At 53.1% G+C, this 21200-nt stretch carries 18 protein-coding genes; 7 read left to right on the forward strand and 11 right to left on the reverse strand.

Annotation, left to right across the window (positions count from 1 at the left end; genetic code table 11):
• Positions 1-119: 119 nt before the first annotated feature.
• Positions 120-1340 carry a fosmidomycin MFS transporter gene (gene fsr / locus NNN64_RS15505; RefSeq protein ID WP_121584311.1) on the reverse strand — a complete coding sequence of 407 codons (1221 nt, stop codon included), beginning with the start codon at positions 1338-1340 and terminating at the stop codon, positions 120-122.
• Positions 1341-1514: 174 nt separating this feature from the next.
• On the opposite strand from fsr, the gene ushA reads away from it, so the two are divergent.
• Positions 1515-3167: a bifunctional UDP-sugar hydrolase/5'-nucleotidase UshA gene (ushA, locus tag NNN64_RS15510; protein ID WP_271441933.1), complete on the forward strand. Its 1653-nt coding sequence runs from the start codon at positions 1515-1517 to the stop codon at positions 3165-3167.
• A gap of 112 nt (positions 3168-3279) precedes the next feature.
• Here ushA and ybaK read toward each other — a convergent pair whose 3' ends face one another.
• The 3 genes from ybaK to copA all read right to left on the reverse strand — a co-directional run bounded on the left by ybaK (position 3280) and on the right by copA (position 7415).
• Positions 3280-3759: a Cys-tRNA(Pro)/Cys-tRNA(Cys) deacylase YbaK gene (gene ybaK / locus NNN64_RS15515; RefSeq protein ID WP_137384598.1), complete on the reverse strand. Its 480-nt coding sequence runs from the start codon at positions 3757-3759 to the stop codon at positions 3280-3282.
• Between the two features lie 202 nt (positions 3760-3961).
• Positions 3962-4756, reverse strand: coding sequence for a TraB/GumN family protein (locus NNN64_RS15520; RefSeq protein ID WP_271441934.1), 795 nt, complete (start codon positions 4754-4756; stop codon positions 3962-3964).
• A gap of 154 nt (positions 4757-4910) precedes the next feature.
• On the reverse strand, positions 4911-7415 hold the full coding sequence (copA, locus tag NNN64_RS15525; protein WP_271441935.1) for a copper-exporting P-type ATPase CopA: 2505 nt from the start codon (positions 7413-7415) through the stop codon (positions 4911-4913).
• A gap of 108 nt (positions 7416-7523) precedes the next feature.
• Between copA and cueR the strand changes: the two genes are divergently transcribed.
• On the forward strand, positions 7524-7934 hold the full coding sequence (cueR, locus tag NNN64_RS15530) for a Cu(I)-responsive transcriptional regulator (protein WP_126318972.1): 411 nt from the start codon (positions 7524-7526) through the stop codon (positions 7932-7934).
• Here cueR and NNN64_RS15535 read toward each other — a convergent pair.
• Genes NNN64_RS15535 through NNN64_RS15550 form a run of 4 tightly spaced genes read right to left on the reverse strand, consistent with a single transcriptional unit; the run spans position 7931 to position 12154 of the window.
• Positions 7931-8647, reverse strand: coding sequence for a DUF3142 domain-containing protein (locus NNN64_RS15535; RefSeq protein ID WP_271441936.1), 717 nt, complete (start codon positions 8645-8647; stop codon positions 7931-7933). The two genes, cueR and NNN64_RS15535, sit on opposite strands and share 4 nt — an antisense overlap.
• Positions 8617-10761: a hypothetical protein gene (locus NNN64_RS15540; protein WP_271441937.1), complete on the reverse strand. Its 2145-nt coding sequence runs from the start codon at positions 10759-10761 to the stop codon at positions 8617-8619. Before NNN64_RS15540 ends, NNN64_RS15535 begins: the two co-directional genes overlap by 31 nt.
• Before the next feature lie 20 nt (positions 10762-10781).
• Positions 10782-11240, reverse strand: a complete 459-nt coding sequence (locus NNN64_RS15545; protein WP_271441938.1) for an NfeD family protein — start codon at positions 11238-11240, stop codon at positions 10782-10784.
• The gene (locus tag NNN64_RS15550; protein WP_005125227.1) at positions 11237-12154 is read right to left on the reverse strand and encodes an SPFH domain-containing protein; all 918 of its coding nucleotides are present in this window, start codon (positions 12152-12154) and stop codon (positions 11237-11239) included. The genes NNN64_RS15545 and NNN64_RS15550 overlap by 4 nt, the downstream gene beginning before the upstream one ends.
• A gap of 405 nt (positions 12155-12559) precedes the next feature.
• Between NNN64_RS15550 and fetA the strand changes: the two genes are divergently transcribed.
• Positions 12560-13231 carry an iron efflux ABC transporter ATP-binding subunit FetA gene (gene fetA, locus NNN64_RS15555; protein ID WP_271441939.1) on the forward strand — a complete coding sequence of 224 codons (672 nt, stop codon included), beginning with the start codon at positions 12560-12562 and terminating at the stop codon, positions 13229-13231.
• Positions 13224-14003: an iron efflux ABC transporter permease subunit FetB gene (fetB, locus tag NNN64_RS15560; protein ID WP_271441940.1), complete on the forward strand. Its 780-nt coding sequence runs from the start codon at positions 13224-13226 to the stop codon at positions 14001-14003. Before fetA ends, fetB begins: the two co-directional genes overlap by 8 nt.
• A gap of 94 nt (positions 14004-14097) precedes the next feature.
• Here fetB and NNN64_RS15565 read toward each other — a convergent pair whose 3' ends face one another.
• The 3 genes from NNN64_RS15565 to tesA all read right to left on the reverse strand — a co-directional run bounded on the left by NNN64_RS15565 (position 14098) and on the right by tesA (position 16563).
• The gene (locus NNN64_RS15565; protein WP_271441941.1) at positions 14098-14952 is read right to left on the reverse strand and encodes a co-chaperone YbbN; all 855 of its coding nucleotides are present in this window, start codon (positions 14950-14952) and stop codon (positions 14098-14100) included.
• Between the two features lie 59 nt (positions 14953-15011).
• Positions 15012-15782 carry an SDR family oxidoreductase gene (locus NNN64_RS15570; RefSeq protein WP_271441942.1) on the reverse strand — a complete coding sequence of 257 codons (771 nt, stop codon included), beginning with the start codon at positions 15780-15782 and terminating at the stop codon, positions 15012-15014.
• A 163-nt stretch (positions 15783-15945) separates the two neighbouring features.
• Positions 15946-16563 (reverse strand): multifunctional acyl-CoA thioesterase I/protease I/lysophospholipase L1, encoded by a 618-nt coding sequence (gene tesA / locus NNN64_RS15575; RefSeq protein WP_271441943.1) that lies wholly within the window; start codon positions 16561-16563, stop codon positions 15946-15948.
• Here tesA and ybbA point away from each other — a divergent pair.
• The 3 genes from ybbA (at position 16531) to NNN64_RS15590 (ending at position 20950) form a co-directional block, all read left to right on the forward strand.
• Positions 16531-17217: a putative ABC transporter ATP-binding protein YbbA gene (gene ybbA / locus NNN64_RS15580; protein WP_271441944.1), complete on the forward strand. Its 687-nt coding sequence runs from the start codon at positions 16531-16533 to the stop codon at positions 17215-17217. The genes tesA and ybbA overlap by 33 nt on opposite strands.
• The gene (ybbP, locus tag NNN64_RS15585; protein ID WP_271441945.1) at positions 17214-19628 is read left to right on the forward strand and encodes a putative ABC transporter permease subunit YbbP; all 2415 of its coding nucleotides are present in this window, start codon (positions 17214-17216) and stop codon (positions 19626-19628) included. Before ybbA ends, ybbP begins: the two co-directional genes overlap by 4 nt.
• Positions 19629-19816: 188 nt before the next feature.
• On the forward strand, positions 19817-20950 hold the full coding sequence (locus NNN64_RS15590) for a porin (RefSeq protein WP_271441946.1): 1134 nt from the start codon (positions 19817-19819) through the stop codon (positions 20948-20950).
• Positions 20951-21200 lie beyond the last annotated feature (250 nt).

Below are 21200 nucleotides of genomic sequence, written 5' to 3' on the forward strand. Positions count from 1 at the left end.
AAATAGGATTTTAAGCGTAAAAAAGCACGGATCGGAAAACTACGGGGGGATGTATGAGGCAAAGGCTGATGGTCACTGTAAGTGATGACGGCCAAAGTTTACTTTTGGCCGTCAGAAAATCAGGCTTTATGTCGGTTATCAGGTAAGAATATGGTCAGTATCCCCAGAAGAGGCAGGAAAGCACATATTTTATAGACCAAATCGATACTGGTATGGTCGGCAATCAGCCCTAACACCGCGGCACCCAAGCCGCCCATGCCGAAGGCAAAACCGAAAAATAGCCCAGAAACCATACCGATACGGCCCGGAAGTAGCTCCTGTGCATAGACCAGAATGGCTGAAAAGGCCGATGCGAGGATAAAACCAATGATCACGGTTAAAATCCCAGTCCATTCAAGGGTCGCATAGGGCAAAATGAGGGTAAACGGCGCTACGCCGAGGATAGAGCCCCAAATAACATATTTTCTGCCAATCTTATCGCCTAATGGCCCACCAATTACCGTCCCGGCCGCAACGGCAAACAGGAAGGCAAACAGGTGGAACTGGGCATTTTGTACCGATAATCCGAATTTTTGCATCAGATAAAAGGTGTAATAGCTACTGATGCTCGCCATATAGAAGTATTTGGAGAAAATCAGCACCAGCAGAATCCCCACCGCCAGTACCACTTTATTTCGTGGTAGCGGATTGACGATGGCGACCTTTGGCTTTCCTTTACTCATCCGATGTTGTGCGGCGTACCAACGGCTAATCTGTGCCAGTACCACAATCGCCAGCAGGGCCGCCAGTACGAACCAGGCCACATTACCCTTACCATATGGCGCGATGATGACAGCGGCCAGTAGTGGCCCCAGAGAACTACCGAAGTTACCACCGACCTGGAAAATAGATTGAGCCAGCCCATGACGGCCACCGGAGGCCATACGCGCCACGCGAGAGGATTCCGGATGGAATACTGAAGACCCGGTACCGACCAGCGCTGCGGCGAGCAAGACCATATGGAAACTGCCTGCCATCGCCAGTAGCACAAGCCCACTCAGCGTGAAGCACATTCCAATCGGTAGCGACCATGGCATTGGGTATTTGTCCGTCCAGTAGCCGACAACCGGTTGCAGCAGCGAAGAGGCGAGCTGGAAGGTTAGCGTAATCATCCCGATCTGCATAAACGTCAGTGAAAACTCTGACTGTAAAAGCGGATAAATCGCCAGAATCAGCGATTGGATCATATCGTTTAGCAGATGAGAGAGGCTGATCGCCCCTAAAATGCCAAATGAGGTGCGTGCTTTAGCAACCGACGCTGACGCGCCAGCCACTGGCTGGGTTGGTTCACTTATTGCCATAGAAAGTCACTTCTGTTTGGGTTGCGATTATGAGGGTAATCTAATTTGTTATTATTACTTGCCTAACATACCTGCGGAAGGTGTTTGAAGGAAGTCTCATTTCTGAAAACATTTTCGACTATTATTTTATATCATTGTAATTTCAGTCGTTGATTTTGGCTCAGGGAGAGAAATATGAAGTTTTTGAAACGGGGCGTGGCGCTGGCGCTATTAGCCGCATTTACGCTGGCAGGTCAGCCTGCCCAAGCGTACGAAAAAGATAAAACCTACAAAATTACCATTCTGCATACCAACGATCATCACGGTCACTTCTGGCGCAGTGAATATGGGGAATACGGGCTGGCAGCGCAAAAAACGCTGGTGGACGGTATTCGTAAAGAAGTGGCGGAAGAAGGGGGAAGCGTACTGCTGCTTTCCGGCGGTGATATCAACACCGGTGTACCAGAATCCGATCTTCAGGATGCAGAACCTGATTTTCGCGGCATGAACCTGATTGGCTATGACGCGATGGCAGTTGGCAATCACGAATTTGATAACCCGCTTACCGTGCTACGCCAGCAGGAAAAATGGTCCAAATTCCCGTTTCTCTCGGCCAATATCTACCAGAAAAGCACCGGCGAACGTTTGTTTAAGCCGTGGGCTATCTTTAAGCGGCAGGATTTAAAAATCGCGGTTCTGGGTTTAACAACCGATGATACGGCGAAAATTGGCAACCCGGAGTTCTTCACCGATATTGAGTTTCGCAAACCTGCGGAAGAAGCAAAGCTGGTTATCCAGGAACTCAATATGAATGAAAAGCCAGACATCATCATCGCTACCACGCATATGGGGCATTATGACAACGGCAATCACGGCTCGAACGCCCCTGGCGATGTCGAAATGGCGCGTAGCCTGCCCACCGGGGCGCTGGCGATGATTGTGGGTGGTCACTCACAGGATCCGGTGTGCATGGCATCGGAAAACAAAAAGCAGGTTGATTACGTACCGGGTACGCCATGTGCGCCAGATAAGCAAAACGGTATCTGGATTGTGCAGGCGCATGAGTGGGGTAAATACGTTGGCCGGGCGGACTTTGAATTCCGCAATGGCGAAATGAAAATGGTCAACTACCAACTCATTCCGGTAAACCTGAAGAAAAAAGTGACTTGGGACAACGGTAAAAGTGAGCGCGTACTCTACACCCCGGAAATCGCTGAAAATCAGCAAATGCTGTCGTTACTGACGCCATTCCAGAATAAAGGCAAAGCGCAGTTGGATGTCAAAATTGGCAGTGTAAATGCGCGTCTGGAAGGTGACCGTAGCAAGGTGCGCTTTGTGCAGACCAACATGGGGCATCTGCTGCTTGCTGCGCAAATGGCACGCACCGGCGCTGATTTTGGCGTGATGAGCGGCGGCGGCATCCGTGATTCCATCGAAGCCGGTGATATCACCTATAAGAGTGTGCTGAAGGTACAACCGTTCGGCAATATTGTGGTGTATGCCGACATGAGTGGGAAAGAGGTGATTGACTATCTGACCGCCGTGGCGCAAATGAAGCCGGACTCCGGGGCCTATCCGCAGTTTGCCAACGTCAGCTTTGTGGCGAAAGACGGTAAACTTAACGATCTGAAAATCAAAGGCGAACCTGTTGACCCGGCTAAAACGTATCGCATGGCAACGCTGAGCTTCAATGCCACCGGTGGCGATGGTTATCCGCAGATCGCTGACAAACCAGGGTATGTGAATACCGGGTTTATTGATGCGGAAGTGCTGAAAGAGTACGTGCAGAAAAACTCACCGCTGGATGCCAGTGTGTATGAGCCGAAGGGTGAAGTTACCTGGCAGTAACAGGGGGAGTGCCGGATGGCTGTGCTGGCACCTTATCCGGCCTACAGGCTGTAAGCGTATTCGGTTTGTAGGCCTTAAAGCTGCGCGCCATCAGGCAATCTTCCATACCGGCTTAATCGCGGCGTGCGATGTCGGCAAATTTCGCATCCAGAATTTTCGCCAGATCGTTCGCCGCCAGTTCAATATCCAGCCCGCGTTTGCCGCCGGAAACATAAATAGTGTCGAATGTCTGAGCGGGTGCATCAATCAGCGTTGGCAAACGTTTTTTCTGCCCAAGCGGGCTAATACCGCCGACCAGATATCCCGTTGTGCGTTGCGCAACCATTGGGTCGGCCATATCGACCTTTTTGGCGCCCAGCGCCTTCGCGACCTTTTTAAGATCCAGCTGTCCGGCTACCGGGGTGACGGCAACCGCCAGATGTTTCATATCACCATTCACGGCAACCAGCAGCGTTTTGTAGACCTGATCCGCATTCAGTCCTAATTTACGGACCACTTCGTCGCCAAAGTTGGTCTCGGACGGATCGTGATCGTAGGTGTGGATCTGAAAAGAAATTTTGTTTTTTTCGAGTAGTTTAACGGCGGGTGTCATAGCAATTTTTCCTGGCCCAGACAAAATACGCCATAAGCATACGCCTGATGGCGGTGGAAAAAATAGTACCATCTTGCGCAATAGTATTGGCAGGATGACGACTTTGAGCGACAATCGACCTACACCGATGCTTTAAGCGTCGGCATAATAATAATGATGAAATTCCTCTTTGACGGGCCAATAGAAATATTGGCCATTTTTTTTATCGCATCATCTCCGGTAAGTTTCCCTCTCCATACAGATGCAGTGCGCCCACTGCGACCACATAGTGTCCCGCAGGCATTGCCTTGAGTTTGTCCCGCCAGGTCTCATTACGCTGGTGCATGAGTACGTCATATAATGACTGGCTGAATGTGTTGGGTAACGTGAGCTCGCCATTTTGTGGTGGTGATTCAAGCCACCAGCCCATCATTTGTTGCAGCAACCTGGCGTTGGTATGCCAGTGTGTCAGGGTATCGTCGAGCAAAGCCAAACCGTTATCAGGCAATTGGCATAACAGGTCGATTTGGCTGGAAGCGCCTTCCAGTTCAATAATGGGTTTTTGCGCCTGTTTAGCCGCTTTGAGCAGTTGGTAGTCAATACCATATTCCGCCCGTAATCCCAGCTGTTGCGCCTGCGTGGCTTGCAAGATCATGGCTATTTGCCACAGGGGCTGAGTCGAAAACAGGGAGGGGGAAATACCAAGATCGCCAGAAACTTTTTGCAGGTTGCGCAATTGCTCTTCGCTGATGCGTTCTTCCAGCGCAGCAAAAACCGGAAGATTGGCAAACGGTGCATCGTCACCGGAGACATCGGCTTCGACAATCAGTGCATCAGCGCGGCTGAGTTTTTTCAGTAAGCTGGCAGGCAGAGGGGCCATACCCCGGCTACCCATATGAATACTGCCAATCAGATGAAAATGGCGGTTGCCAGGCAAAGAGACATCGATGGCCGGCCAGGTATAATGGTTACCGCGCAGTGCAGACCATAATGCTTTTACCCGGTATAACAAATCCATACGGCCTCCCTTGAGTAGACTTCCATGCTAGCGCGTGGTCCAGGAAGGTGCAATCCGTGAATCGTTGAATGGCGACGCAAAATCGTCTTATCCGGCCTACATTATCACTTACTTTTTGTAGGCCGGATAAACGAAAGTGCCGTTTGGCAAAGAGTTACTCTTTCGGTTTAAAGCGCAGCAGTCGGTTGGCGTTGCTCACCACGGTAATAGAAGAGAGCGCCATCGCAGCTCCGGCAACGACCGGGTTCAGCAGGGTTCCGGTGAACGGCCACAGAATCCCGGCGGCAACGGGGATACCGATGCTGTTGTAGATAAATGCGCCGAGCAGGTTCTGCTTCATATTACGCAGCGTTGCCCGCGAGATAGACAGCGCATCCGCAACGCCCATCAGGCTATGACGCATCAGCGTGATCGCAGCGGTCTCAATCGCCACATCGCTGCCTCCGCCCATTGCAATACCCACATCGGCCTGGGCCAGGGCAGGGGCATCGTTAATGCCGTCACCGACCATGGCGACCTGACGTCCCTGGCTCTGCAGACGTTTAATTGCTTCCGCTTTACCGTCTGGCAGTACGCCGGCTATCACCTCATCAATACCTGCTTCTTTGGCAATGGCATTGGCCGTAGTTGGGTTATCACCGGTGAGCATCACCAGACGATAGCCAGCGAGGTGCAGACGCTGAAGCGCGGCCACGCTGTCGCTGCGCAATGGGTCACGTACCGCTAACAAGGCTGCTGCTTGCCCGTCAATGGCTAACAGCACCGGGGTTGCCCCTTGGGAAGCCTGAGCCGTGATCTCGGCTTCCATTTCGGTGGTAACAACGTGCTGTTCGTTGAGCAGCGCCTGGTTACCCAGTAATAACGTATGGCCTTCAGCTTCCCCGCTGACGCCTAAACCGCGCAGCGTACGGAAACCATTGACCTGCGGCAGCGTAACATCGCCCGCTTTATCCAGAATCGCCCTGGCCAGTGGATGGCTGGAACCCTGTTCAAGGGCGGCTGCCAGGCGAACAGCCAGTGCTTCGTCGATATTGCCGAACGTTTTGATGGCGACAACCTGCGGTTTACCTTCGGTCAGCGTACCGGTCTTGTCAAAGACGACGGTATCAAGCGTGCTGGCGCGTTGCAGCGCATCGGCATCACGTACCAGCACACCAAACTCAGCGGCACGACCCACCCCGGAAATAATCGACATGGGTGTGGCCAGACCTAGCGCACAAGGACAGGCAATAATCAGTACGGTGGTGGCAATCACCAGCGTATAAACAATTTGTGGTGCCGGGCCGAAAAAGTACCAAATTGCTGCACTCACCAGTGCAATCACTACCACCACCGGAACGAATACCGAGGAAATACGGTCGGCCAGCTTACCAATCTCGGGCTTACTGCTTTGTGCCTGACGTACCATGCGAATAATACGCGATAACGTCGTGTGGCTACCGACGGCACTGGCGCGGAACAGCACGCTACCATCCTGAACTACAGTACCGGCGTGGACGCTATCACCTTCCCCTTTTTGTTGCGGGATTGGTTCGCCGGTCAGCATCGCTTCATCCAGCCAGGCCTCGCCCTGTGTGATTTCGCCATCTACCGGAACGCGATCGCCGGTGGTCAGACGTAGCAACATGCCTGCCTGCACATCGGCCAGTGGCACGTTTTTTTCACCGTCATCAGTCACAACACGTGCGGTTGGCGGTGTTAAATCGAGTAGTTTTTCCAGCGCTTTGGAAGAGCGTTGGCGGGCGCGTGCTTCCAGCATATGGCCAAGGTTAATTAGACCGATAATCATGGCACTGGCTTCATAATAGAGATGCCGTGCTTCCATTGGGAACCATTGCGGCCAGAGGTTTACGCTCATGGAGTAGAGCCAGGCGACCCCCGTGCCCAGCGCGACCAGTGTATCCATGGTCGCGGTGCCGTTCATCAGGCTTTTCCACGCGCTGCGGTAGAAGTGACCGCCTGCGAAGACCATGACAGCGAGTGTTGCCAGACCAATGACCAGCCACAGGCTACGGTTGTCGGCACTCACCATCATGTTATCGCCAATCATTCCCCATACCATGACCGGGACACCCAGCAACAGCGCAACCGCCGCCTGCCAGCGAAAACGTTTCATGGTCGCAACGGCGGTTTCCTGCTGGCGTTCGCGACGCTTAGCGTCGTCTTCGATCGCTTCCGCGCCATAGCCGGCTTTTTCCACCGCCTGCACTAAATCTGCGGCGGATGCACTGCCCATTACCAGCGCAGTGCGCTCCGCCAGGTTTACCCGTGCCTGCGTGACACCCGGTACGCTTTGCAGCGCATTTTGTACGCGGGAGACACAGCTGGCGCAGCTCATGCCGTTTAACAGCAACTGTTGGCTATCATCTTCTTCAGCCGTAGCTGCCGGAAGCTCAGGGGGGACCGCTGCCAGTGCTTCCGACGGGATTGATGACTCCGCCAGCGGTTTAGCCTTTGGGTGGCTTAACTCCGCGCCATAACCGGCTTGTTTGATGGTTTCGATCAGCGCCTCGGCACTGGCGCTACCGGTGACATGGGCTTCTGTCACCGTGACATCCGCGAGTTCCACGTCCGGGCGTTGTTCGAGACTTTCTTTAACGCGTTTTACGCAGTGACCACAGGACAGACCGTCCAGAGTCAGATCGATAGTTTGAGACATAACAAATTTCCTCTATGATTGGTCGGTAAACGTTGACCTTAGCAGTCGTTTTGACTAACTGTTATAAAGGTTAAACCTTCCATCAAGGGGAAGGTCAAGGGGGAAGATGTGAATATATCCGATGTTGCTAAAAAAACCGGTTTAACCAGTAAAGCGATACGCTTTTATGAAGAAAAAGGTCTGGTGACGCCGCCACTACGTAGCGAAAACGGCTATCGCACATACAACCAGCAGCATCTGAATGAACTGACGCTGTTGCGTCAGGCGCGGCAGGTTGGCTTTAACCTGGAAGAGTGTGGTGAGCTGGTCAATTTGTTTAACGATCCGGCGCGTCACAGCGCGGATGTCAAAAAGCGCACGTTAGAAAAAGTGGCGGACATCGAGCGGCATATCAGCGAGCTGCAGGCCATGCGCTTGCATTTGCTGGCGCTGGCGGACAGTTGCCCTGGTGATGATAGCGCCGAATGCCCGATCATGGATAATCTCTCCGGCTGCTGCCATCACAAAGCAAAGGCTTAACGGCGAGAGGGATTGAGCATAAACACCACTGTGCCACGGTACCACGGGGATTTTTCAAGCTGAGCCTCAGCCTGCAGGTCCCTGCTACCGTTTTGCACCAGCCCCAGCTTAAACGGAATACGCAGACGGGCGAGTGCAGGCAGATACGCCTGATAATTTGCCACCGTCTGACGCCCCTGATAGCTCTGCACCACCAGTTCATCGACCGCCAGTGCGTTTAGCGTGGCGACATCCCCGGTTTTTGCCCAGTCCAGCAGACCTGTCACGCCAAGCGCAAACTCTGGCGGCAACTGTTGACGCAATTGGTGCAGAAAACGGGCGTAATCAGCAAGCTGGTGGGTCGCCGCGTCAAAATCGACCTGCAGGCCGACGACGTGGTTGCCGGCGCTCTGCCAGCGTTGCATCAGCCGTATGATTCGGGCAGGAATCTCCTCCGGTACGTCGAGCGTGGTAAAGCGGACCGTCAGCCAGATTGAGGGAAAAGTCAGACGACTGACTGGCAGTCCCAGACGCTGGAAAACCACGTTACCCGATCGAACCAGCACCTCGCCCTGATGCAGATAGACCGTTTGCGCATTTTGCAGTTCAGCACTGGCTTTCACCCCGGACCACAGCCAGAAGGCCGAATGGTCACGGGCGGCGACGATATCCGCCGCCTGTGCCTGACCGGCCAGCAGCGCAATTACCAATAGTATTTGAGTTTTTGCGCCCACGGGCTTCCCGGATACTGCGTCTTTAACTGCGTGAACCAGTCTTTTCGCTGTGATTTATCCACGTCTTCACCGCCGCATTCGTTATAACCTGACGGGGAGTAGCACATGATGGCCCGATACAGCGCAAAGCTTTTATCCTCGACTTCCGCTGTTGGGGACGCGATAACCTGTTGGTAATAGCGCTGCCTGTCGAACTGGCCGAACGGCTCCTGTCGCGTAATGGCCACTTCCAGCACATCGTTACCGCTACTGTTCTTCCACAGATCGATATGGGTTTGTGTGGTACGGAAGAACTCACCCAGACAGTTCAGCGCGTGGGCATCATCGGCTTTGTGGCTTAATACCGTGACCGTTTCATTGAGGCTGCGGCAGGTATAGCCGGCCTGAGCGGCATCACCGTTCCAGTCAAACACGCTCAGATTGACGTCATCAAATGCAGTGCCAACAACCGGTTGGCTAATGGCACGGGCCAGTTTCCGGTCATTCAACCAGTCCGCAAAACGGTTCTCGGTAAGATCCCGAACCAGCAACGTATGCAGGGCTATCGTGCGCTCTTCATTGTTAGGCCCATGGGTAGCCTGCTGGCGTAGCAGTTCAGGCGTTGCCTGTGTTTTCAGCACCTGAGAGCGGAAACGCAGATTGGTTACCGCACTGTCCGGGGCGAATATCGCCGCGCTGTCACCACTGTAAACCAGCGTAGCCGCCAGCTTGGCCTGTACATATTGCTGCTGCTCGTTATCTTTGCTCGCATTCAGCAGCTGCTGCCAGAAATCACGTGCCGCGGTCCAATTCTTCTGGCCCATCAACGCTTCGCCGTACAGCACCTGTTCGCTAAACGCGAGCGTATCGTGTGCGGAAAGTTGTTGTGCCGGGGTTACCGCCTGAACAATAGCCGCATAGTTGCCCGCCGCCATCCATAAATTCAGCTGCAAATTGCGCCACAGCGGCATGTGTTGGCTTTGTTCAAATACCGGCTTGCTCGCATCAAGTTGCGCCTGGGTCAGCGTGGGTTTTTTATCGCTATTCAGACGCAGTGCGCGTAACAGTTCGATATAGCTTACGCGGGGCGCATCAGGAAAGGCTTCAATCACGGATTGTTCATAGAATTGCATACCGTAGACGTTATCGTATTCTGTCACGGTCTCACGCAACTGCTGCGCATTGACCGACGTATCAAAGGCCTGCTCATACAGTCCGGCCAGCTGCGGCCAGGCTTGTAAATACCAGTTGATACGCCGCAGCATACCGCGTGTCGAATCGGCGTACTGGCCTTGCGGCCAGCGTTGCAGATAGGCTTGCGCCTGAGTCTGTGCCTGAGCGGCATCCTGGTGGTTAATCCTGGCGATATCAAAATCACCGTATTCACCGACGCTGTTCTGACTACTTTTATTCAGTGCTGTGCGCATTAGCATGTACTGCACCGTTTCTGCCAGCCATGGGCGATCGCTTTTCGCCAACTGAGTAAACGCTTGTTCGGCATTCACATAATCACCGGCATAGAAATTGGCGGCGGCAATCAGGTACGTTTTATAGCGTTGGGCACTGGAATCCACAGGCAGAGTAGTCAATGAGGCATCGATCTGCTCACGGGTTGCGCCGGACAACAGCCCCATACGCGCGTGCGCCAGAGCCTGACGTTGTTCAACCGTCAACGACGTATCGGCGAGCAGCGCGGCAAAGAATTGACTGGCACTGCTCATATTATTCGAAACGTGGCGGTTTTCGAGATCATCATTATTGCGGATTACCTCATCCGCGCTGATGTGCAGTTCAGCCATTTGCCGGGTTAGCGTGTCGTCAGCATTTTGCTCCGGGGCTGCGGCTGCGGGCGACGTGATGTCATCCCACTGCGGGTGATAAGCGAAATAGAAATCACGGGAGCGGGTGATATCCTCAGGCATCGCCTGTATCGGCAGGGCGAACGATTTCTCCTGACTCAGCAGTCGTAGCAGGTTATCACGGCTGTCGTTTCCGGGGCTGAAGGTAGGCGTGCCTTTCAGCAGACAGTGGTCATCGCTCCATTTGCAATCTTCTATATCTGATGAGGCAAACGCCTGAGGTGCAGTTGCCAGTAGGGTGAAAAGGGCAAAGGCGAGGGGTGTCTTCCTGACCATAGTCTTATTTCCTGTCTGTTTTATGGTGATACGGCTTTGATTACCAGAGTAATGCCTTCAACGGCAACCACTTCAACGTGTGTTCCGGCGCTTAAGTCATTATTGGCGCTGACGGGCCACGAGCTGTCGCCGACGCGCATATGCCCGCGACCATTGACCAGCCCGGTTTCCAGTGTAAACCGACGGCCAACCAACTGTTGTCCGCGCTGATTAAGATGACTGTCGGCCGGTTTCTGCTCTTGCACGCGCTTCGCCAGCCATTTCCACCACAACCAGGCCGCCAGCAGTGTTAATACGGCGAACATTGCTCCCTGCCACGCCCAGTCGAGCGGTACGAGCCAGATAACCAGCCCGGTTATCACCGCCGCTACACCGCTCCATAGCAGATAACCGTTCCCGCCCAGCATCTCGGCGGCCAATAGCAGGCCCCCGAGGCTAAGCCAGAAGATATGTGGGTGAACCAGAATCATCGCTATCATGATTTTTTCCGTTCGCTGGCGCTGTCCTTAATCAGCTCAGTGATCCCGGCGATGGAGCCCATCAGGCTGCTGGCATCCAGCGGCATCATCACCACTTTGCTGTTATTCGACGAACCGATATGTTGCAGCGCTTCGGTGTATTTCTGTGCCACAAAGTAGTTCACAGCCTGAATGTCCCCAGCGGCAATGGCTTCAGATACCATCTGCGTTGCACGAGCTTCCGCTTCCGCTGAACGTTCACGTGCCTCGGCCTGTAAGAAAGCGGACTGACGTTCACCTTCTGCTTTCAGGATTTTCGACTGTTTCTCACCTTCGGCCTTGACGATCTCCGCCTGACGGATACCCTCGGCTTCAAGAATGTAGGCACGCTTGGTACGCTCTGCTTTCATCTGTGCGTTCATCGCATCGATAAGCTCTGCCGGTGGGCGAACATCGCGGATCTCGATACGGGTAATTTTGATGCCCCAGGGATTGGTGGCTTCATCAACGATATGCAGCAAGCGCGTATTGATGTTGTCGCGCTGGGAGAGCATCTCATCGAGTTCCATCGAGCCAAGAACGGTACGGATGTTGGTCATGGTCAGGTTAATGATCGCCAGTTCCAGGTTGCTGACTTCATACGCCGCCTTTGGCGCGTCGATGACCTGAATAAAGCACACGGCATCAATGGCAACGTTAGCGTTGTCTTTGGAGATGACCTCTTGCGACGGAATATCAAGAACCTGTTCCATCATGTTGATCTTACGACCAATTCGGTCCATAAATGGCACAACAAGACTTAACCCCGGTTGCAGGGTCTTGGTGTAACGCCCGAAACGTTCCACCGTCCACTGGTATCCCTGCGGGACGATTTTCACGCCCGCACCGACGATGACCAGTGCGACAAAAATAAGAATAGGAATAAAAATGAGCATCGATGAAACCTCCTGTTGTGCTGTCCTTTACTGCCTGATTAATCAAATTATACCCGATTTATCAAGGTGGGCTCCCCTATAATAAATTACAGGGATATACCCTTCATACTTCAAGCTGCATGTGCGTTAGCTACGTTACTCGGCCCATCCTTGGGCCTCGCCCCTGCGGGGCCGCTGTAAGCAGCGTTCAAATCTGCTCCCGGCAGATTTGTCGTTCACTCCAGTCACATAGATAGCTATGCTCCTGGAGGTTAATGAGGGACATCCATGTCCCTCACCGAAGGCCAGCCTTTGGCTGTTCAAATTCGTTCCTGACGAATTTGTCACTCACTTGCCGCCTTCATGCAACTCGAATTATTTTGGGTATAGACTGTCTGCACGAAAGAGGTAAAAAAGGGATTGGTAATGGAAGAAAGCAGAATGCTGCTTCAGTTAAAGAATGTCGCCTGGCAGGCGGGAACAACGAAAATTCTTAATAACATCAGTTTTAATCTTAATGCCGGAGAATTTAAGCTGATTACCGGCCAGTCCGGTTGCGGTAAAAGCACGTTGTTGAAAATTGTCGCGTCGTTAATTAGCCCGAGCGCGGGTGAGATTATCTTTGAGGGCAAGGAGATAACGACCCTCAAGCCGGAAGCATATCGTCAGCAGGTCTCCTATTGCGCACAAACGCCCGCTTTGTTTGGTGATACCGTCTACGACAACCTCATTTTTCCCTGGCAAATCCGCGATAAACGTCCGGATTCGGATGTGTTTCTGGCCGATCTGGCCCGATTTGAGTTACCCGAGGCAATCCTCAAAAAAAACATCAATGAGCTGTCCGGCGGCGAAAAGCAGCGCGTCTCGTTAATTCGTAATTTGCAGTTTCTGCCGAAAATCCTGCTGCTTGATGAAATAACCAGCGCGCTGGATGAAGCCAACAAACGGAATGTGAATGAGCTAATTCACCGCTATGTGCGCGATAAGAATATTGCTGTGCTGTGGGTGACGCACGACAAAGATGAAATTAATCATGCGGATAATGTCATTATCCTTCAGCCGCATGCCGGAGAAATGCAGGAAGTAAGCAATGAATGAGCATAATATTACCAATGAATCACTGGCGTTAGCGATGATGCTGGTGGTGGTGGCGATGCTGATCAGCCATAAAGAAAAACTGGCACTGGAAAAAGATATTCTCTGGAGCGTTTGCCGGGCGGTTGTCCAGCTTATTATCGTAGGCTACGTGCTGAAATATATTTTCGGCGTAAACCACAGCATTCTGACCTTAGTGATGGTGCTGTTTATCTGCTTTAACGCCGCATATAACGCGCAAAAACGCAGTAAATATATTGATAAGGCTTTTATCTCCTCATTTATCGCTATTACCTCGGGGGCGGGGGTCACGCTGGCCGTCTTGGTGCTGTCAGGCTCCATCGAGTTTGCACCGATGCAAGTGATCCCGATTTCCGGCATGATCGCCGGGAATGCGATGGTGGCCGTCGGGTTATGTTACAACAACCTGGGGCAGCGCTTTAGCAGTGAGCAGCAGCAAATTCAGGAGAAATTAAGCCTTGGCGCTTCTCCGAAAGTCGCGTCCGCGCCGCTTATTCGGGACAGTATTCGCGCATCGCTGATCCCAACGATCGATTCCGCAAAAACTGTCGGGCTAGTAAGTTTACCGGGGATGATGTCAGGATTGATCTTTGCCGGTATCGATCCGGTAAAAGCGATCAAGTATCAGATTATGGTGACGTTTATGCTGCTTTCTACCGCCAGCCTGTCGACCATTATCGCCTGCTATTTAACCTATCGGAAGTTCTATAATTCACGCCACCAGTTGGTGGTGACGCCATTAAAGAAACCGTGATGTGATGCCGGATAGCGGTTACCGCTTATCCGGCCTACGAGAGTGGTATTTGTTGGCCCGATAAGCACAGCGCCATCGGGCAAAATGAAACGGATTAGTACAACAGTGCGTACAGCTGACGACGATATTTTGACGCCAGCGCATCACCGGTACCTAGCGCAGCGAGGATCTCCTGGAAGGTCTTACGTGCCTGACCATCAGCCGCCGCGAGATCTTTCTTCAAATGGCTGAACAGGAGTTCCAGTGCTTCTTCGTTACGTCCAACCTGGTGCAATTGAATAGCCAGTTGCGTTGCCAGTGCTGCATCCTGTGGGTTATTCGTAACCTGTTGCTGTAACTGCTGAATTTCTGGTGTATCAGCCGCCTGCTTCAGCAGTTCAATTTGCGCGACCAGCCCCTGATAACGGGTATCCTGATCCTGCAATGGGATGGTTTTGAGTACAGCTTCAGCATCTTCAGTACGATTCAGCGCAATTTGCGTTTCCGCCAGCAGCAGACCAATTTCGCTGCTCTGGTTGGAGATTTGCCACGCTTCTTTCAACAGCGGCAGGGCGTCGGCGTGGTTACCCGCTTCAATAAACTCAATTGCCTGGCGTGCTTTCAGCTCTTCTTCACTCGGCAATACTTTTTCAAGCAGTGCGCGGATAACCTCTTCCGGCTGCGGTCCCTGGAAGCCATCGACCGGCTGACCGTTCTGGAACAGGTAAACCGTTGGAATTGCGCGTAGACCAAACTGAGACGCGATCATCTGTTCGGCGTCACAGTCCAGCTTGGCAAGAATAAACTGGCCGTTGTACTGTGCAGCAAGGCTCTCCAGTACCGGCGTTAATTGCAGACAATGTTGGCTACGTTCAGACCAGAAATAGAACAGGACCGGGGTGGTCATCGACAATTCAAGGGTCTGCTGCAGATTTGATTCGTTAATATTGACAATATTTTGTGCGGACATGGAGTCACTCTCTATTCGTCTATTTGTTTCTACATGGGGGCTGACGAGCAGGCTTCAACTCAGCCGTGTAAAATTTTGTCCATTGCGCGGCCTGGGAGCAGGCGTTTGAGAAACGTCACAGCCCAGGTCACCAGCGTAACGGGATAACGCAATTTGGGTTTGTCGCTCTCAAAAGCATGGCGCACTTTGGCGACAACGGCCTCCGGACCCAATGTAAACCGAGCAGCAATACCGGGGTTCTCGACGGGCTTATCACTCTGGGTCTGGTTGACGTTTTCAGTAAAGCGGGTGCGAATGGGGCCGGGTTCAATCAGGCTGACCTTAATTCCGCTATGGCGAAGTTCCATCCGTAGCGCATCGGACCAGGCTTCCAGCGCATATTTGCTGGCGGCATACGCGCCTCGCCCTGGTGTGGAAATTAATCCCATGACTGAAGAGGTCATCACAATACGCCCTTCGCCATGAGGTAACATGGCGGGTAGCAGGCGCATAGTGAGCTGATGAGCGCCAAAAAAGTTGGCGGAAAACTGCTGTTCCATTTGCTCGCGGCTGATGGTGGACAGTGGGCCGTAAACGCCAAATCCGGCGTTGTTAAAGATCCCATACAAACGGTTTTCGGTCAGGGCGATCACCTCATCGGCGGCGCGATCCACGCTTTCTGGTGAGTCGAGATCCAGCAATATGCCGGTGAATCCCATGCCGTTCATGCGCGCGACATCCTCAGGTTTGCGGCAGCCAGCCAGAATTCGAAAACCCTGACGTTTAAGCTCAAGCGCACTTTCCAGGCCAATACCACTGGAACATCCTGTTATTAAGACCGATTTTTGCATAACTTTACCTGTCAGGATCTCCGTTGATTTACGAGTCGTGATTTACTATATCCGTCATACTTCAAGTTGTCTGTGCGTTGGCTACGCTCGCTCACCCCAGTCACATAGTTATCTATGCTCCTGGGAACTCTCTCACTTGCCGCCTTCATACAACTCGAATTATTTAGGATAGAAAAGGGGTGAGATGTTTCGCCATCCAGTCGGCAATAAACGGCTGGGCGTCACGATTAGGATGGATACCATCATCCTGCATCCATTGGGGTTTCAGATAGACCTCCTCCATAAAAAAGGGCAGTAGAGGAATATCAAACTCTTTGGCAAGCTTGGGATACATCGCGCTAAAGGTTTCATTATATCGGCGACCGTAGTTTGCTGGCAGACGAATTTGCATCAGCAGCGGTTCGGCATTCGCCGCTTTTACGTCCTGCAAAATGGTACGCAGGGTTTGTTCAGTTTGGGCAGGTGCAAACCCGCGCAGGCCATCATTGCCACCCAGTTCGACCAGCACCCAGCGCGGCTGATGTTGTTTCAGTAATGCGGGCAGACGGGCCAGACCCTGCTGCGAGGTATCGCCGCTAATACTGGCATTTACCACCGGTGTTTTGCTGTGCCATTTATCATTAAGCAGTGCAGGCCATGCCGCACTGGCTGACATACGGTATCCGGCGCTCAGGCTGTCACCCAGAATAAGTAACGTGTCCGCTGCGGCGGCGCGGAAAGTTAACAGAACCAGGAACAGGAAAGGCAAATGCCAGCGGAAAACATTGTTGAAGTTCATCATCTTAAGAAATCCGTCGGTCAGGGTGATCACGAGCTATCCATCCTTACCGGAGTTGAACTGGTTGTCAAACGCGCCGAGACCATTGCGCTGATTGGCGAATCAGGATCGGGGAAATCTACGCTACTGGCGATCCTTGCCGGGCTGGACGATGGCTCCAGCGGTGAAGTGAGTCTGGTGGGACAGGCGCTGCATACCATGGACGAAGAGGCTCGGGCGCAGTTACGGGCGCGACATGTTGGCTTTGTCTTCCAGTCATTCATGTTAATTCCAACGCTGAACGCACTGGAGAACGTTGAGCTTCCTGCACTGTTGCGGGGAGAACACAGTGGGAAAAGCCGCGATGGTGCGAAAACGCTGCTTGAACAATTGGGGTTGGGAAAACGTCTCGATCATCTTCCGGCGCAGCTTTCCGGTGGTGAGCAGCAGCGTGTGGCGCTGGCAAGGGCGTTTAATGGGCGCCCTGATGTCCTGTTTGCCGATGAACCTACGGGCAATCTGGATCGGCAGACTGGGGACAAAATTGCCGATCTGCTGTTTTCTTTGAACCGCGAGCACGGCACGACCCTGATTCTGGTGACGCACGACCCACAACTGGCGGCGCGCTGCGATCGGCGTTTACGTCTGGTGAACGGGCTGTTGCAGGAGGAGGCATGATAGCACGCTGGTTCTGGCGCGAATGGCGCTCGCCTTCATTACTGATAGTCTGGCTGGCACTGAGTCTTGCGGTGGCCTGTGTCCTTGCGCTGGGTAATATCAGCGACCGGATGGAAAAAGGTCTGAGCCAGCAAAGTCGCGAATTTATGGCGGGTGATCGGTCGCTGCAAAGTTCACGAGCAGTCCCGAAAGCATGGATTGACATGGCGCGACAGCATGGCCTGAAGGTGGGTGAACAACTGACTTTTGCTACGATGACCTTTGCCCGGGATACGCCGCAACTGGCGAACGTCAAAGCGGTGGATGATGTGTATCCGATGTATGGCACGTTGCAGACCCATCCGTCGGGGCTGAAACCACAGCCAGGCTCGGTGCTGCTGGCACCGCGTTTGATGGCGCTGCTCAACTTAAAAATCGGAGACCCCATCGACGTTGGCGATGCCACGTTGCGCATTGCGGGTGAAGTGGTGCAGGAGCCTGACTCTGGTTTTAATCCGTTCCAGATAGCGCCGCGTCTGATGATGAACATGGCGGATGTTGAAAAGACGGGGGCGGTCCAGCCGGGAAGCCGGGTGACCTGGCGCTATAAATTTGGCGGGACACCGCAGCAATTAGAAGGCTATGAAAAGTGGCTGCTGCCACAACTGAAGCCAGAACAGCGCTGGTATGGGCTGGAACAGGATGAGGGGGCTCTGGGGAAATCCCTTGAGCGTTCGCAACAATTCCTGCTGCTGTCGGCGCTGTTAACGCTGCTGCTGGCGGTGGCCGCGGTTGCCGTAGCGATGAGCCATTATTGCCGTAGTCGTTACGACCTGGTGGCGATTCTGAAAACACTCGGCGCGGGCAGGGCGCAGCTGCGCAAGCTGATTATCGGGCAGTGGCTGATGGTGCTGGTGCTGTCTGGTGCAACCGGGGGGCTGTTTGGCCTGTTATTTGAACGTGTCCTGGTGGTGTTGCTCAAGCCGGTTCTGCCCGGCGAGTTGCCGCCTGCCAGCCCCTGGCCGTGGCTGTGGGCATTAGGCACGATGACGGTCATTTCCCTGTTAGTGGGGCTACGTCCTTATCGATTGTTGCTGGCGACACAGCCATTGCGGGTACTGCGTCGTGATGTCGTCGCCAACGTCTGGCCACTGAAGTTCTATTTGCCTGTGGTATTGATCGTTGTGGTCGCGCTGCTTGCCGGGCTGATGGGGGGGAGCATGCTGCTGTGGGCGGTGCTGGCCGGCGCGGTTGTACTGGCGCTCTTGTGCGGCGTGCTGGGCTGGATGCTGCTCAACGTACTGCGTGGTCTGACGTTAACGTCACTACCGCTACGTTTAGCGGTTAGTCGACTGTTGCGCCAGCCGTGGTCGACGCTGAGCCAGCTATCGGCCTTTTCGCTTTCCTTTATGCTGCTGGCGCTGCTGTTGGTACTGCGTGGCGATCTGCTCGATCGCTGGCAGCAGCAAATGCCGCCAGAAAGCCCCAACTACTTCCTTATTAACATCGCCAGCGAACAGGTAGTGCCGCTGAAAGCGTTCCTGTCTGAACATCAGGTGATTCCGGAGTCGTTCTATCCCATCGTGCGGGCGCGTCTGACGGCGATCAATGACAAGGCAACCGAAGGTAATCAGGACGAGGCGCTTAATCGTGAACTGAATCTGACCTGGCAGGATACCCGGCCGGATCATAACCCGATTACCGCCGGAAGCTGGCCGCCAAAAGCGGGTGAAGTGTCGATGGAAGAGGGGCTGGCGAAGCGCTTAAACGTGAAGCTTGGCGATCGTGTGACCTTTATGGGCGATACCCAGGATTTCAGTGCCACGGTAAGCAGTCTGCGTAAAGTGGATTGGGAAAGCCTGCGACCGAATTTCTTCTTTATTTTCCCTTCCGGTGCGCTCGACGGGCAGCCGCAAAGTTGGCTGACCAGCTTTCGCTGGGAGAACGGCAACGGCATGTTGACGCAGCTTAATCGGGAATTCCCAACCATCAGCCTGCTGGATATTGGCGCCATCCTCAAACAGGTCAGTCAGGTCCTTGAGCAGGTGAGTCGTGCGCTGGAAGTGATGGTGGTTCTGGTCACTGCTTGCGGCATGTTATTGCTGCTGGCGCAGGTTCAGGTGGGGATGCGTCAACGTCATCAGGAACTGGTGGTCTGGCGTACGCTGGGAGCGGGTAAGAAATTGCTGCGTACTACGCTGTGGTGCGAGTTCGCCATGTTGGGGATGGTCTCCGGCCTGGTGGCGGCCATCGGTGCGGAAACGGCGCTGGCGGTTCTGCAAACCAAAGTTTTTGATTTCCCTTGGGAACCTGACTGGCGACTGTGGGTAGTCTTACCCTTCTGTGGGGCGTTGCTACTCTCTCTATGCGGTGGATGGCTTGGCTCGCGTCTGTTAAAAGGCAAAGCACTTTTCCGTCAGTTCAGCAATTAATTCATTTCCTTGATGAATGCGCACCGATTTTGCCATCGGTGCGTATTTTTTTGTCTATAGAGCACAAATTGATAACCCCTTGATATTTAACAGCACAAATCAATAAAAACCAGACAACACGAGAGTATTAATAAAAGTTAATATTTGTATGCTGAATAATTGGCAGGCTATCTATCAAGGTAAAAATAATGACTATAAAAAAAACAGCGCTGGCAGTATCGATTGGCGCAGCAGTGGCATTAACGACTTTCGCCTCTCAGGCGGAAATCACGGTCCTGAAACAAGATCCGCAGGCGGGCAATCCGCTGAGTCGTCTTAACTTCACCGTTGGCGGGAGTATTCGTCCACAGTTCCAGAATATGGCTGGCGATGATGGTAAGAATGGTTACAAACGTAATGGTTTCGATGGCGGTACTCGTTTCCGTTTCGCTGCTGATTACTATCTGTTTGATGACATCAGTTGGGTGAGTTACTACGAGCTGGGCGTTAACTTCCCGGCGATGTTCAACTGGGATAATCACTATGCTGACGGCGCCAACGATACCACGCGCCGTATGTTGTACACCGGTCTGAAGAGCGCGACCTGGGGTACGCTGACCTTCGGTCAACAGAACAGCATCTACTATGATGTGGTTGGCGCGAAAACGGATATCTGGGACTACGACATGATCGGTCAGGCACCAGGTAACGGGATCAACGGCGACTATGACGGTTCATATCGTACACGTAAATCACTGAAGTATAAAAACACCGTGGGAGATGTTGATCTCTACGCTTCTTATCTGTTCAGCGATGACTACAACCCGAATAACGGCCTGCGTTACAAACGTAAAGGCGGCGGTTCACTGGGTGTGGATTATCACATTACGGATGACCTGACCTGGGGTACGGCGTGGAACTACACCCGCGCGGAGATGCGTGGCAACACCAGCAAAACCTACGATCAAAACATCGTCGGTACTGCACTGAGCTGGAAACCGGACAACTGGACCTTCTCAATGGGCGGCGGCTGGTACCAGAACTTCATGACCACCAAAAAAGTGTCTGTAAACGACTACTTTGCGGGTGATGCCTGGGGTCTGGAATACTTCGCGGGTTACACCTTCCCGGTGGGTCAGTATGCGCTGAAATCTGTTCAGCCTTACGTCATGGGCGATCGCATTGAATACGTGAACGGTCGTAACTACCTGCGTACCGATAACGGTCTGGGTATCAGCTTCCAACTGGACTACGGTTTCCGTGTTGATTATGAACACGTCTTTACCTCCAGCACCGACAACCTGGGTGATATGAACCTGGTTCGTCTGCGTTACGACTTCTAATCGAACCCCTGCCGCCCGATACGCTTGCGCTTATCGGGCCTGGGAGTGCAGGGGGATCGCGTTATTTGTAAGCCGGATAAGGCACTTGTGTCGACATCCGGCTTTTTCATGCCTTCTCTCATTTAAAAACATACTCTGCAACATCATGAAATAATTTCAAGGACAGCAGGTTGTGATCTGTGTCATGTTAACAATCAGCCTGTTAACAGGCCAACAAGAACAACGCCGCAAGAACGGCGTGAGACATTAC

It is taken from the genome of Citrobacter sp. Igbk 14 (assembly GCF_028069825.1).
Taxonomy (GTDB): domain Bacteria; phylum Pseudomonadota; class Gammaproteobacteria; order Enterobacterales; family Enterobacteriaceae; genus Citrobacter.